Annotated in this window: 16 protein-coding genes; 9 read left to right on the forward strand and 7 right to left on the reverse strand. The window is 45.3% G+C overall.

Annotation, left to right across the window (positions count from 1 at the left end; translation table 11 throughout):
* Positions 1-5: 5 nt before the first annotated feature.
* The gene (locus BME93_05440; GenBank protein ID ATZ61511.2) at positions 6-332 is read right to left on the reverse strand and encodes a winged helix-turn-helix domain-containing protein; all 327 of its coding nucleotides are present in this window, start codon (positions 330-332) and stop codon (positions 6-8) included.
* A gap of 133 nt (positions 333-465) precedes the next feature.
* On the opposite strand from BME93_05440, the gene BME93_05445 reads away from it, so the two are divergent.
* The 6 genes from BME93_05445 to ilvC are packed head-to-tail and all read left to right on the forward strand — an operon-like array spanning position 466 to position 5881.
* A complete protein-coding gene (locus BME93_05445; GenBank protein ATZ61512.2) occupies positions 466-747 on the forward strand; it encodes a hypothetical protein in 282 nt (93 codons plus the stop codon).
* 55 nt (positions 748-802) lie between these two features.
* Positions 803-2284, forward strand: coding sequence for a 2-isopropylmalate synthase (locus BME93_05450; GenBank protein ID ATZ61513.2), 1482 nt, complete (start codon positions 803-805; stop codon positions 2282-2284).
* A gap of 23 nt (positions 2285-2307) precedes the next feature.
* Complete coding sequence (locus BME93_05455) at positions 2308-2697, forward strand: hypothetical protein (protein ATZ61514.2); 390 nt, start codon at positions 2308-2310, stop codon at positions 2695-2697.
* On the forward strand, positions 2694-4370 hold the full coding sequence (locus tag BME93_05460) for an acetolactate synthase large subunit (GenBank protein ID ATZ61515.2): 1677 nt from the start codon (positions 2694-2696) through the stop codon (positions 4368-4370). The genes BME93_05455 and BME93_05460 overlap by 4 nt, the downstream gene beginning before the upstream one ends.
* A gap of 16 nt (positions 4371-4386) precedes the next feature.
* On the forward strand, positions 4387-4875 hold the full coding sequence (gene ilvN, locus BME93_05465) for an acetolactate synthase small subunit (protein ID ATZ61824.2): 489 nt from the start codon (positions 4387-4389) through the stop codon (positions 4873-4875).
* 10 nt (positions 4876-4885) lie between these two features.
* The gene (ilvC, locus tag BME93_05470) at positions 4886-5881 is read left to right on the forward strand and encodes a ketol-acid reductoisomerase (GenBank protein WRQ72886.1); all 996 of its coding nucleotides are present in this window, start codon (positions 4886-4888) and stop codon (positions 5879-5881) included.
* Positions 5882-5969: 88 nt separating this feature from the next.
* Here ilvC and BME93_05475 read toward each other — a convergent pair whose 3' ends face one another.
* The 3 genes from BME93_05475 to BME93_05485 form a co-directional block, all read right to left on the reverse strand.
* Entirely contained in the window at positions 5970-6167 is a 198-nt protein-coding gene (locus BME93_05475; GenBank protein WRQ72887.1) for a type II toxin-antitoxin system HicB family antitoxin, read from the reverse strand.
* Between the two features lie 348 nt (positions 6168-6515).
* Complete coding sequence (locus BME93_05480; protein ID WRQ72888.1) at positions 6516-6716, reverse strand: hypothetical protein; 201 nt, start codon at positions 6714-6716, stop codon at positions 6516-6518.
* 64 nt (positions 6717-6780) lie between these two features.
* Positions 6781-7251 carry a hypothetical protein gene (locus tag BME93_05485; GenBank protein ATZ61516.2) on the reverse strand — a complete coding sequence of 157 codons (471 nt, stop codon included), beginning with the start codon at positions 7249-7251 and terminating at the stop codon, positions 6781-6783.
* 214 nt (positions 7252-7465) lie between these two features.
* Here BME93_05485 and BME93_05490 point away from each other — a divergent pair, with 214 nt between their 5' ends.
* The 3 genes from BME93_05490 to BME93_05500 all read left to right on the forward strand — a co-directional run bounded on the left by BME93_05490 (position 7466) and on the right by BME93_05500 (position 11322).
* The gene (locus BME93_05490) at positions 7466-10639 is read left to right on the forward strand and encodes a S8 family serine peptidase (GenBank protein WRQ72889.1); all 3174 of its coding nucleotides are present in this window, start codon (positions 7466-7468) and stop codon (positions 10637-10639) included.
* A 98-nt stretch (positions 10640-10737) separates the two neighbouring features.
* Positions 10738-10950 carry a hypothetical protein gene (locus BME93_05495; protein ATZ61517.2) on the forward strand — a complete coding sequence of 71 codons (213 nt, stop codon included), beginning with the start codon at positions 10738-10740 and terminating at the stop codon, positions 10948-10950.
* A complete protein-coding gene (locus tag BME93_05500; GenBank protein ID ATZ61518.2) occupies positions 10951-11322 on the forward strand; it encodes a PIN domain-containing protein in 372 nt (123 codons plus the stop codon).
* Positions 11323-11447: 125 nt separating this feature from the next.
* Here BME93_05500 and BME93_05505 read toward each other — a convergent pair whose 3' ends face one another.
* From BME93_05505 to BME93_05515, 3 genes are read right to left on the reverse strand one after another with little or no spacing between them, the layout of a single operon-like run.
* Complete coding sequence (locus BME93_05505; GenBank protein ATZ61519.2) at positions 11448-11849, reverse strand: type II toxin-antitoxin system VapC family toxin; 402 nt, start codon at positions 11847-11849, stop codon at positions 11448-11450.
* Positions 11846-12097: an AbrB/MazE/SpoVT family DNA-binding domain-containing protein gene (locus BME93_05510; GenBank protein ATZ61520.2), complete on the reverse strand. Its 252-nt coding sequence runs from the start codon at positions 12095-12097 to the stop codon at positions 11846-11848. The genes BME93_05505 and BME93_05510 overlap by 4 nt, the downstream gene beginning before the upstream one ends.
* Before the next feature lie 60 nt (positions 12098-12157).
* The gene (locus tag BME93_05515; protein ID ATZ61521.2) at positions 12158-12781 is read right to left on the reverse strand and encodes a DUF1614 domain-containing protein; all 624 of its coding nucleotides are present in this window, start codon (positions 12779-12781) and stop codon (positions 12158-12160) included.
* Positions 12782-12791 lie beyond the last annotated feature (10 nt).

The raw sequence follows: 12791 nt of genomic DNA on the forward strand, positions 1-12791 counted from the left end.
TAAAATCACGCCAACGCTTTTGCAAGCTCTTTCATAACCTCTTTGGGTTTTTCATCCCCTGCCATAATTAAACTGTGTGTGAGCGCTACCCTCTCTAATGTCTTTGTCAATTCATTGTTAGCGAGCCTAAACATCTCGCTTCGTCCCACCGTTCTCACTTTCTTGACGACATTGTTCTCCTCAAGTTTTGGAATTTTATCATAGACGGTCGTCCGTGACAATCCTGTGTATTCAGCGATTTGACTAATCGAGTAATCATATCGGATGTGTTCGCCCAAGAAGTCGATAATCCGCATTTCTGCGGTATCTCCAAGAAAGTCGGTTAATGTCATTTCTATCCTCTTATGTTATACTATACGTTAACTATACGTTAACTATATGTTCTATATGTTCTATATGTTATATAATTTAAAGCTTTTGCTGGACAAAAAGTATAAATAAACTGAACAATAATAAATATGTGATATGACATGCGAACTCTCAGAGTATGAACTGGACATCTTATATAAGATCGTTCGTAAAAATCGCTGGTGCAAAAAGCATATTTCACAAGACGATATTGTGAGAGGCTTCCCATCTCACGACATTGGCATTTATAAAAATGCGATCAAATCTCTTATTAAAAAGGGATTATTAGTTTGTTATAAATCGAAAGGACGAAATGATGTGTGTATTCCCAAACGTAACAGGGCAACCATAATCGAGATATTTGATGCACATAATTTTGAGATATGGTTTATCAGATGACAATCCAAAACTTAATATTTGGTAAACATAGATTAGTGCACTGGTGTAAATAGAGATGACCACCCCGTTCAAGGACATAAAATTTTTTGACACGACGCTCAGGGATGGAGAGCAGACGCCAGGCGTCTCGCTTACAGCAGATGAAAAACTGTGGATTGCCCGTCAACTCGATGCGCTGGGCGTTCATGTGATTGAGGCAGGGTCTGCAGTCACGTCCGAGGGTGAGCGGGCCGCCATCAGGGCGGTTGCTAGTGAAGGCTTAAACGCAGAAATCTGCAGCTTTACCAGGGTATTAAAAAGTGACATAGACCTCGCGCTGGAATGCAACGTGGATTCGGTGCATCTTGTCGTACCTGTCTCAGACCTTCATATCCAGCAAAAATTAAAGAAAGACAGGGAAACCGTACTGCAAATGGCAGTAGACGTTACGGAATATGCCAAGGAGCATGGCTTAATCGTTGAATTGAGCGGAGAAGACGCATCGAGGGCGGATTTGGACTACCTTATGTCGTTGTATAAAGAGGGGATATCCTCTGGCGCAGATCGCCTGTGCTTCTGTGACACCGTTGGGGTGTTGATTCCAGAGCGAACTGAGATGATATTCAAGAAGCTCGCAGAATTGGGAGTACCGGTCAGCGTGCACTGCCATGATGACTTTGGACTTGCGACCGCGAACTCAATTGCAGCGCTCAAAGCAGGAGCCGGGCAGGTACACGTTACCGTGAACGGGCTTGGAGAGAGGGCCGGAAATGCCTCTCTTGAAGAAGTGGTCATGACACTGGATGCGTTATACGGCTACAAAACGAAGATAAACACTACAAATTTATATAAGACTTCCAGATTGGTCAGTCGTCTAACAGGCGTTCCAATCGCGCCAAACAAAGCGATAGTTGGGGATAACGCCTTCACCCACGAATCAGGCATTCATGCACATGGCATACTGGCTGACACATCTACTTACGAGCCAATTACGCCGGAGATAGTTGGCAGAACGAGAAAAATTGTCCTCGGTAAGCACGCTGGAAAAAGCTCCGTTCAGATAGCGTTAAAGGAGATTGGGCTCGAGGCGAGCGGCGGGCAGGTAAGCGAGATAACCAAGCGCATCAAAGAGCTCGGTGATAAAGGAAAGCGCGTTACTGATGCCGATTTACAGGCAATTGCAGAGGCAGTGTTAGGGTATTGCCGAGAAGCCAGAGTAAAGCTGGAGGAACTGATAGTCGTCTCTGGAAACAAGGTAACTCCAACGGCTTCGGTTAAGTTAATAGTTGACAATCGAGATATAGTTGAATCCGGCACAGGGCTGGGTCCTGTCGATGCTGCCATCAATGCCCTGCGAAAGGCAATCGCTGATATTGCCGACATCGAACTGGAAGAATATCGGGTAGAGGCGATCACAGGGGGCACGGATGCGCTTGTCGAGGTATGGGTCAAATTGAGTAAAGATGGAAAGATGGTTACGGCGAGGGGCGCAAGGGCCGACATTATAATGGCATCGGTTGAAGCGGTGGTGGAAGGAATTAATCGGTTGTTGGAGTGAGGTTTAATAGGAGTGGTTTATTTATGAGTCTATGCGATCTATGTAATCTAAAGAACAACCCATGCAACTTATATAAGGATATAATCGTTGTAACATGCGGTCGGGGCGTTCAAAATCCTCAAGATGAAACTATCGTAGCCGTTACAGATGTCAGTGAACCACATAAGATAGTAAGAAAAGTGAAGAAGAGATCATCACAAAGCCTCGTTATAGGCGTCAATAGACCAATCGGCTTAATACAAATACCCAAAATCGATGAGTCTGAACTCCGAAAAAGAGAGAAAAAGAGAATACTAGATGACATCAAAAAAGGGCGAGGAGGTCCAGATACCGCAGGGCTCAAAAAGATGTATGGTGTGGAGGATTCTCAATTGATAAAGGATGTAAAGAAAGCGTTAATGAAGGGAGGATGATGTCGAAGAGGCAAAAAATGACAGGGGCAGAAGCTGTAATCGAGTGCCTGTACAGGGAGAACATCGAAGTTATCTTCGGATATCCAGGGGGCGCGGTGTTGCCATTATACGATGCGTTGTATGACTCGGATATACGGCACATTCTCGTGCGACACGAACAGTGTGCCGCTCATGCTGCGGATGGGTATGCACGTGCTACCGGGCGCACGGGCGTGTGCATAGCGACGTCTGGGCCAGGAGCGACGAATCTGGTGACCGGCATCGCCAACGCATATATGGATTCTGTGCCGATGGTGGCGATTACGGGTCAAGTGCCCACCAACATGATAGGCAATGATGCATTCCAGGAGGCGAATATTACGGGGATCACGCTTCCAATTACCAAGCATAATTATCTTGTAAAAGACGCCAATACCCTGCCAAAGACCATAAAAGAGGCTTTTCACATCGCTTCGACAGGGCGTCCAGGTCCTGTTTTGATTGACTTGCCAAAGGATGTACAGGCGGACAATATAAAATTTGAGTACCCACAAAAAGTAGAACTAGATAGTTATAGGCCCACATACAGTGGACACCCACTTCAAATCAAGCGTGCGGCAGAGAGTATAATGCGGGCAGAACAACCCATCATCTATGCCGGCGGCGGAGTTGTAATTTCGGGCGCCCATGATGAATTGCGCACACTAACAGAACTAATTCTGGCCCCGGTAGTGACGACGCTGATGGGCAAAGGAACGTTTCCTGAAACGCATCCACTGTCTCTCGGGATGCTCGGGATGCATGGTGCAAAATATGCGAATTATGCGATGACAGAGTCGGACCTGATCATCGCGATTGGAGCGCGATTCGATGATCGTGTGACCGGGAAAATCGGTAGCTTTGCACCAAACGCAAAGGTGATTCATATCGATATAGACCCAGCCGAAATAAGCAAAAACGTCGAAGCCAACATACCAATCGTGGGAGATGCCAGGGCCATACTCAAAGAGTTAATCAAGGCATTAAGGCAGAAACGGGAATCCAAATGGAACGAGAAAATAAAGGCGTGGAAAAAAGAGTTCCCGCTGCAGTATGAATACAGTGACAAAGTCATCAAGCCACAGTACGTAATCGAGCAGCTCTGCAAACTCTATGGTGATGCCATCATCACAACGGAAGTAGGACAAAACCAGATGTGGGCAGCGCAATATTTCAAGTCCATAAAACCGCGCACGTTCATCTCCTCTGGAGGGCTCGGCACGATGGGGTATGGTTTCCCTGCAGCAATTGGCGCCAAGGTAGGGTGTCCTGATAAACTCGTATTTGACATCGCAGGGGACGGAAGTTTTCAAATGACCTCTCATGAGCTCGCAACCGCCGTATCAAATGATATTCCCGTTAAAATTGCCATCCTCAACAATGGATTTTTAGGAATGGTCAGGCAGTGGCAAGAGCTATTCTATGGCAAGCGGTATTCTGCAACTCGTCTGGACGCTACTCCTGACTTTGTGAAACTTGCAGAGGCATATGGGGCACTTGGCATAGAAGTAACCAGGCCAGGGGAAGTAAAATCAGCTATCGAAGAGGCAGTAAACTCTGACAAGCCAGCAGTCATCGACTTCAAGGTCGCTCCCGAAGAAAATGTATTTCCGATGGTACCTGCAGGTGCAGCTATAAATGAGATAATAGGCTAAAGGAGAAAAGAGCATAATGAAGCATACGCTTTCAGTACTCGTAAAGAATAGGCCAGGCGTGCTGGCGCGCGTTTCCGGACTCTTCAGCAGACGCGGCTACAATATCGACAGCCTGAGTGTGGGACTAACTCAGAATCCCGATGTTTCGAGAATGACCATTGTAGTGGCAGGAGATGACCACGTCGTGGAACAGGTCGTTAAACAGCTGAACAAACTTATAGATGTCATCAAGGTCTTGGATCTTCGAGAAGGTGAGTCTGTTAATCGCGAGCTTGCACTGATTAAAGTGGAAGCTGAGCCAAAGACGCGCTCGGAAATCATGCAGATAGCAACCATTTTCAGGGCGCGAATCGTTGATGTGGGTGCCAGGACGTTGGTGATTGAGGTCACAGGTGATGATTCCAAGATAGATGCAATGGAACAACTATTGAGGCGATTCGGAATCAAAGAGATGGTGCGAACTGGAAGGGCATCTATGCTCAGGGGCACAAAGGGAACAGAGTAGGTGATATTTAATGGCAAAGATGTTTTATGACGAAGACGTGGACATAACAGTGCTTGAGGACAAAAAAATCGCAGTTATTGGCTATGGAAGCCAGGGGCACGCTCAGGCACAAAATTTGAGCGACTCTGGGCTGGACGTGGTGGTTGGCGTTAGAAAGTATGGCGGGAACTCATGGGACCAAGCACAAAAAGATGGTATGAAAGTCACTTCAATTAAAAAGGCTGCAGCGATGGCAGACGTCATACAGATACTGTTGCCAGACCATGTACAGGCAGCCGTCTATAAAGATGAGATACTCCCAGGGCTTGAGAAGGGCAATGCATTGGGATTTTCGCACGGATTCAACATACATTTCAAGCAGATAGTTCCGTTAAAAGATATAGATGTATTCATGGTAGCTCCCAAGAGTCCAGGCCATCTCGTCAGGCGGATGTATCAGGAAGGCGCAGGTGTGCCTGGCTTGCTTGCAGTTCACCAGGACAGTACTGGAAATGCGCGACGTATTGGGCTTGCATATGCCAAGGGAATTGGATGTACCAGGGCAGGGCTAATCGAGACGACGTTCAGCGAAGAGACGGTGACGGATTTATTTGGCGAGCAGGTGGACCTGTGCGGCGGCGTCACCGAGATGATCAAAGCGACATTTGAGACGTTGGTAAAGGCGGGCTACCAACCAGAGGTCGCATACTTTGAATCACTGCATGAGCTCAAACTGATCGTCGATTTGATATATGAGGGTGGTCTGGTATCGATGTGGCATTCGGTATCTGATACTGCAGAATACGGCGGTCTGACAAGGGGCAGGAGGATAATAAACCAACAATCCAGAGATGCCATGCTGGAAATTCTGAGGGAGATTCAAGAAGGAGAGTTCGCCAGGGAGTGGATTCGGGAGAATCAAACCGGCCGTCGCGTTTTCAACACACTGGTCGCCCATGAATCCGAGCACCAAATCGAGGAAGTCGGTAAAAAACTAAGAGCTATGATGCCGTGGCTGGAGAAGTGATTTTCCAATTACTACAGTAATCTTATAACTGGATATAAATGTAATTTGATGGCTTCTTTGATGTTTTTCTTGGCATCCCCCTCTTGTTTTACCTGTGAGAAATACAGCCCGGCAGAGAGGGCACGGTTGCAATATGCCAGCCATCTTCGTCTCGTTCGATTAGGACTTTGAATTTCATCATGGACACCTTTACAAGCGTATAAGTTTGTTTCTGCACCAGATGGAACATCTGGTGGATGTCACAGTTCGGAGAACTGTGAGAGTTGTAGTCCCCGTGGGACTTCAACAGTTGTAATCCCGCAGGGATTTCAACAACTTTAAAAACTTTGCACTGACCCCCCCCATCCAAGAATTGATCTCTTCATGGAAAAACTTTGTAAATATCATTTCTACTCTTCACCCTGTAAAAGATGATCTTGTTCTTTGATTCTACCTTACATCCTATTCTATAATCACCTACCCTTATCTGATAATAATCTCTGTATCCTCGCATCTTTCTTATATCCAGTGTGCCAAAGATATTATCGAGTTCAGAAATTTCCTCAAAGACCAATTTCTCAATCCGTTCTCGATAAACTGACGCAGATTTGCTAGATCCTTTAAAAACGTCTTTTTATAAAAGCAGGTTACCATATCAATCCTTTTTTAAGGTCTCATAGTACCTTTTTGCACTGTCTGAAGATAAAACCTCTTCACCCTCAACTTCCTCCATATACTTGCCAAGACCAAAGCTTTCAAGGATTTCTTCCACTTTTTCAAATGTGTCTATGTCTATCAAAACAGCTCTCTTCATGTTATCATTAGTCACTACATACTCCTTTTTTATTTCAAGCATTGTTCAATACCCTCCCATGTTTACATTCTTTATATCGCTATAGCATTTATATATCTACTCACCATCATGACATCCTTCCTGTCGCTTTATCTATCCTGTATTCACCTGCATTCTCAGAGATGATTTCACCTGTGAACATGTTGACGATTTGGATGGTAACTAGCCAGTGATCTCTTTTGTCCTCTGCAACTGCAACAGCTTTCTGTTCCGGAATCATCACCCTGTCCTTCCACCATTCTAAGAGCGCTATCTTCTCTGCCTCTATTTTTGAGATTACGTATACTTTCATGATATCTCTCGTCTCTGAATCTATGAAGACGACCGGGTCATCGATGGTCTCATTCCCTATTCTTCGTGTGACTTTGACGACCCATACCCCACCTTCCTCAGAAAAAACTATGTCTCCTTGCTCAGATGCTTCTTTGAACTCTGGAACCTGCATCGCAATCGAGATGGCTTCTTCTCTTGGCGATTGAATGCAGCCAGCGGCAAATATCACCGAGAACAACAGGACGATGGCAATAATCTTCTTCATTTTATCTCCCTATAACATAAACTCAAACCGATATATATATAATCCTCATCTCATTAATATTCATCTGGGGCTGGTTTATTCGAGGTACCATCATGAAAGGCATCCTGCTGAAAATAACTTCTGTATTTATATGTCTTCTTTTTGTGACGAGCACAGCATTTGCGTTCTCACCCCCCCCAGTGATTTTAAAGAACGCGACTTTAAAGAACAAGTCTTGCCCCTACAAGACCTGAATCCAAAGATAGACTCACTTTTGGAAGCGGAAATAAAAGCCCGTCCCGTGGAAAAGATTTCAATTATAATAATGCTGAAAGAGCAGCCGGGAGACATTCCGAGAGACACTTTTGAGGTTGGGGAATTTTCCATCCAAGAAGCAAAATCACTGGCAACAACAACTCAGATGTTGCTGATGTCATCTTTGGGGCAGATGCAAGCAGAGAACATGAAACAACACTGGATCATCAATGCGATATCTGCAAGAGTTTCAGCAGATAGGATTGATGAGATTGCTGCAAGAGTGGATGTGGAGGAGGTGTGGCTTGATAGGAGGGTGTATCTTATTGAGCCTAGTGTATCTCCATTATGGACACCTATGGATTACGGGGATGGGCAGATAGGTGCAAATATATTGTGGGGTATGGGGTTTAATGGAACTGGAATTAATATATCTATACTAGATACGGGAATTAATAAATCGCATCCTGATCTTACTGGGAGAGTTATATTAGAGCGGGACTTTACAAGTTCGGCAAATGGTACTTTTGATATGCATGGACATGGTACTCATGTTGCAGGAATTGCCGCAGGAGCGCGTAATATAACCTCTAATGTTTCAGGTGTTGCATATAATGCATCGATTTTCAATGCAAAGGTGCTTGGAGATGGTGGGTGGGGTCTTGATAGCTGGATCATCGCTGGCGTAGGGTGGTCGGTGAGTAACCATTCAGATATAATCTGCATGAGTCTTGGTGCCTGGCAGAGTGCTGGTGATGGGAGAGATCCACTTTCTAGAGCAGTGACAAATGCAGTTGCACGTAGGGTTGTTGTAGTGGTTGCGGCTGGGAATTCGGGTCCAGGTGAAGCCACAATTACAAGGCCAGCAGTCGCATACGGTGCGATAGCAGTGGCTGCATCTGATATCAATGGTATTATTGCAAACTTCAGCTCAAGAGGTCCAACTGGAGATGGTAGAATTGGCGTGGATTTGGCTGCACCGGGTGTTGATATACGAGCACCGCGTGCACAATGGGAAGATGGCCGTGGTATGTATGTGAATCATCCAGGAACTTCAATGTCTGCCCCACATGTGGCAGGTGCTGCTGCAATTTTGCTTCAAGTTAATTCGACTCTTACGCCCGCAGAAGTTGAGAGGGCATTGAAAAACTCTGCTGATAATTTAGGCTATAATGTTCTTGAGCAGGGTGCAGGAAGGCTGAATATAATAGATGCCTATGATGCACTGACGAATGGCACCTTGGCTGACCATGAATGGTATGTTCCAAATATGTTGGCAGGAAGGTCTAACACAACGACTTTCACAGTACATAATAGAAATACGACGGCAAACGTAACGCTGAGCATAACCAAGTCAAACATGACCGACACACAAGGCGTTGATATCGGTGACTGGATAACTCTAAACACAACAAACTTGTTCGTCCTAAATAGGAGCAGTGCAATCTTTAATGTAACGATGAGAGTGCCATCCACAGCAGTAGGAACGTATGTTGGCAGTATAACACTCGTCAACACCACAAATGTGCCGATGACAAACATAACGATTCCCGTCTCTGTCAATGTAATGCAAAGAGTGGACGGCATTACGATTAGGCACATAACAGGAACGGTGGGTGAACGTGGAGATTGGATCTATTACACCCTTGATGTCCAATCAGGACTCACCAACATGTATCTTAGCTTGAACTGGACCAATGCAACCAATGACCTTAACTTATTTTTGTTCAATACAACAGGTGAACTTGTAAGAGTCCCTCGGCTTGACAAACGCCCAGAGACAATTTCCGTTGTCAATCCAAAACATGGAACATGGACAGTTGCCATAAATGCATGGAATCTCATAACAGCATTAGAGACTTATACTCTGACAGTCATGGGGGTACCTGCACATGCACCTGCACCCGGTCCAGTAGTAGGCTTGAATGTCACGATTAATGAAACTGCGGGCATAGCTATACGACAACCAAATGCTGTTAACTTCACGATTCAGTTCAATACAACCAATCGAACTGATCCAGCAAACACTACTTGGTTTATAAACATCACGCCTGTTACAGTCACTGGTATTAACATATCAGGTGTAAACGTCACTGTCACTGTCCGAGACTCTCTAAATGCAACATTGACTAGTCACAATACCACTTTCCGGATAAACGGCACAGCTGATGCAGTATTTAATGTCTGGGTAAGACACCAGAATAACACAACCGAGATTGCAACTCTTATTGGGTTTATTTTTGACGGCACCACTCCAACTGTCACCGCCATAGGTCCCATCGGTCTACATGTTAAAAATGGCACGATTCTGCGTCTAAACGCCACAGTTACCGACGCTTTATCTGGCGTCAGGAATGCTACCGTAAATGTTTCCAGCGTAAATGCGACGGTTGGAACTGCTATACTCACGAATGTCACAGGTTTCTGGACAAATAGTACAGTAATCGTTGGCACAGCTGTCGAGGGATTGCACAATCTAACGATAACTGCCTTTGACAACGCTACCAATTTCAATAATACGGTCAATCTAACGGTTCGTGTGGATAACACCCTACCAACCGTAACCATCTCGAGTTCAGCAGGCACATCCACATTTGCAACTTCGACGGTGATATCTGGTACGGTAACAGAAGTCAATCTTCATACACTCACGTTCAATGGAGCACCAATAACTCCTGCAGCCTCTTACAGCAGAGAAGTATCACTATCCGTTGGATATAACACGTTCACAGTCGTGGCAACCGATCTTGCCGGGAATAGTCTGACGCAGACAATCACAGTAAAGAGATTGTTGGCTGATGGTGCTGCTCCCGCACCTGCACCTGCTCCCGCACCTGCACCTGCTCCCGCACCTGCACCTGCTCCCACGCCAACACCTACACCAACACCTACTCCGACGCCAGTAGTAACGCCAACTCCAACGCCAACACCAGTACCAACGCCAGAGCCAACGCCTACTCCAACACCAGAACCCACGCCAGTTGAAATAGAACCGACGCCCACGCCAGTGCCTACACCAGTGCCAACTCCAACACCAGAGCCCGAACCAGAGCCTGAACTCAAACCATGGTATGTGATTCCAGGATTTGGAGCGATATTCGCAATCCTCGGGCTGCTTGCGGTAGCATATCTGCTCAGAAGAGGGCGATTGTAAATAGAGAACTCAGAAGATAACAGAGAGCGAAAAATCCTGATCAGTCTTACATCGATCACAATACTTAAATAGTTTAACGTTAAACTAGATGACGAAAAATGACCTTTGAAGCCAAAACGCTGAAAATAGGTAGTTCTATTGGAGTGCTAATCCCCAAAGAAGTTGTGGAGGGGGATAAAATCGTGGTCGGGGAACGAATTGAGTTAGCTATCGTGAGTAGGAGAAGAAAGAACGCCATTGAAAGGACATTTGCCATCGCAAAAGGAGCAAAAGGCTTTTTCCGATTAGATCACCTCGATAGGGAGCTCTAGATGTTTCTCGATAGCAGTGCTGTTATCGAGCATTTCATAGGCTCTAGTAAGGGTAAAAGGGTTAAAGAGATCTTAACCACAGAATCTTGCTATGCGTCATCCATCAGTCTCTCAGAAATAGCATTGTGGTGCTACAGAGAAGGGGAAAATGTAGATTATTTCTTCAAAGAAACTAAGGAAATAGTAGACATTTTAGATCTTAGTGAGGAGATCTATAAAGAGGGTGCTCGTATAACCTTTGAAAGGAAAAAGGTAAATGAGAACTTTGGCTTAATGGATGGTCTCATCTTAGCATGTGCCAGAAGCATCAGGCAAAAACTTCTTACAAGAGACCCCCATTTTAAGGGACTGGATGATGTGATCATACTATAGAGATTATGATGCATGTCCTGCAGAACCAAAGTCATGAATCCCAGAATTTGAAGTTGTACTTACAACCCCTGGGACTCCTAGCAGTCGCATATCTACTCAGAAGAAGGCGATGAAGGGAATCCTTGTTACCACATCCACTCCCTGCTCAACACGGCTATCTTATCGAAATCAGTATCCTCTGAGATAATTGTATAGCTGCCATGAGTTATGGCACATGCGGCATGGATTGCATCTCTTGGATCGAGTTTGTATTGTTTGATCAGAGCTAATGATTCCCATAACACTTCGTCATCCACGCTGATAAACGTGAGATTTGGCATCGTCAGAAAAGCCTCTCCAGCTCGCAAGGCGGCATTGAAGCTCTTCTCCTTTTTGACCTTCCAGAATACCTCATCAAATGTCAGTGCAGATGTCGCTGCTATCCGCTCTCCAACTTTTACATTCTCCAACAGATTTCTAGCCCACTCTCCTCTCTCATCTGCGTACAGAATCGCATAGATGAGGACGGTAGAATCCAGATATATCAACCTAATCGCTCCTCAAGCTCCTCCTCATGCGATTCATGCGGATGTATCCTTCTAGTGAAAAGTGGGGCAGACTTCGCAATCTCCCGAAATATTTTAATACTATCGTCCCTGGGCTTTTCAAGAATGAGTTTGTCGCTCTCTATCTTGAATATCACCTCAGATCGTGGAAATATTTTTAGCGCTTTCCTGAATACCTGTGGAATGACCACCTGCCCTTTTGGTCCAACCTTCATTTCTATCTCTAGCATTCCTACACCTAGTTATACCTATGTATTACTGCTATTTATACTCTTGGAAGTGCGTCACGTTCATCTCTGCCCTTCAGTCATTCGTGCAAGAGGCATGGTGAGTATGCCGAGCGTGACTGCGATGATGCCCGCGATGAATATCGCATCGAATATGCCTGCGCCGCCTATCGATAGAACGGTCAACGTGGGCGATTGATATGCCAATATCTCATTTAGTCTAACCACATCGGCGCCGACCAGAATTCCCATTGAACCGGAGACATATGAAATCGGCCCCACGCGATTCCATACTTTTTTCGATAACACAACGCCAATTATCGCGGCCACAAAGGATGGCAGATAGATGTTACTGATTAATACGCCCTTTCCTGCAATAAACTCGGACAGCTGATATGCTATAACTGCCACAACAGCGACGCCGACCAAACACTCCATAAACGGTGCTCTGCCGCTCTTTATCATTTTGGCAGATATTATAACAGGGATAAGGAACCCTGCCACGTTAATAGAGAGTATGGTATTTTCATACCAGTAAATCGGTATGTCCGGTATGAACCTGAATGCGACAATCGAACCGAGCAATAGCACGAGCGTTTCAAAAACAGTGAATCCTATATCTCGAAACGCCTTGATGACTACGTACAAAATAAATGCCAAGGCAAAAACCATCAGCCCTATAAGCATCAAGGTATAT

The sequence above is a fragment of the Methanosarcinales archaeon Met12 genome, assembly GCA_002813105.2.
Classification (GTDB): Archaea; Halobacteriota; UBA148; order UBA148; family JAJOKI01; genus JAJOKI01.

What these genes read in the sequence shown, in the direction of transcription:
- ilvC (WRQ72886.1), top strand. Translation starts at nt 4,886, where the DNA reads ATGGCAAAGATGTTTTATGACGAAGACGTGGACATAACAGTGCTTGAG.
- BME93_05515 (ATZ61521.2), bottom strand. Translation starts at nt 12,781, where the DNA reads ATGCTTATAGGGCTGATGGTTTTTGCCTTGGCATTTATTTTGTACGTA.
- BME93_05480 (WRQ72888.1), bottom strand. Translation starts at nt 6,716, where the DNA reads ATGCTTGAAATAAAAAAGGAGTATGTAGTGACTAATGATAACATGAAG.
- BME93_05495 (ATZ61517.2), top strand. Translation starts at nt 10,738, where the DNA reads ATGACCTTTGAAGCCAAAACGCTGAAAATAGGTAGTTCTATTGGAGTG.
- BME93_05510 (ATZ61520.2), bottom strand. Translation starts at nt 12,097, where the DNA reads ATGCTAGAGATAGAAATGAAGGTTGGACCAAAAGGGCAGGTGGTCATT.
- BME93_05485 (ATZ61516.2), bottom strand. Translation starts at nt 7,251, where the DNA reads ATGAAGAAGATTATTGCCATCGTCCTGTTGTTCTCGGTGATATTTGCC.
- BME93_05440 (ATZ61511.2), bottom strand. Translation starts at nt 332, where the DNA reads ATGACATTAACCGACTTTCTTGGAGATACCGCAGAAATGCGGATTATC.
- BME93_05450 (ATZ61513.2), top strand. Translation starts at nt 803, where the DNA reads ATGACCACCCCGTTCAAGGACATAAAATTTTTTGACACGACGCTCAGG.
- BME93_05460 (ATZ61515.2), top strand. Translation starts at nt 2,694, where the DNA reads ATGATGTCGAAGAGGCAAAAAATGACAGGGGCAGAAGCTGTAATCGAG.
- BME93_05445 (ATZ61512.2), top strand. Translation starts at nt 466, where the DNA reads ATGACATGCGAACTCTCAGAGTATGAACTGGACATCTTATATAAGATC.
- BME93_05455 (ATZ61514.2), top strand. Translation starts at nt 2,308, where the DNA reads ATGAGTCTATGCGATCTATGTAATCTAAAGAACAACCCATGCAACTTA.
- BME93_05500 (ATZ61518.2), top strand. Translation starts at nt 10,951, where the DNA reads ATGTTTCTCGATAGCAGTGCTGTTATCGAGCATTTCATAGGCTCTAGT.
- ilvN (ATZ61824.2), top strand. Translation starts at nt 4,387, where the DNA reads ATGAAGCATACGCTTTCAGTACTCGTAAAGAATAGGCCAGGCGTGCTG.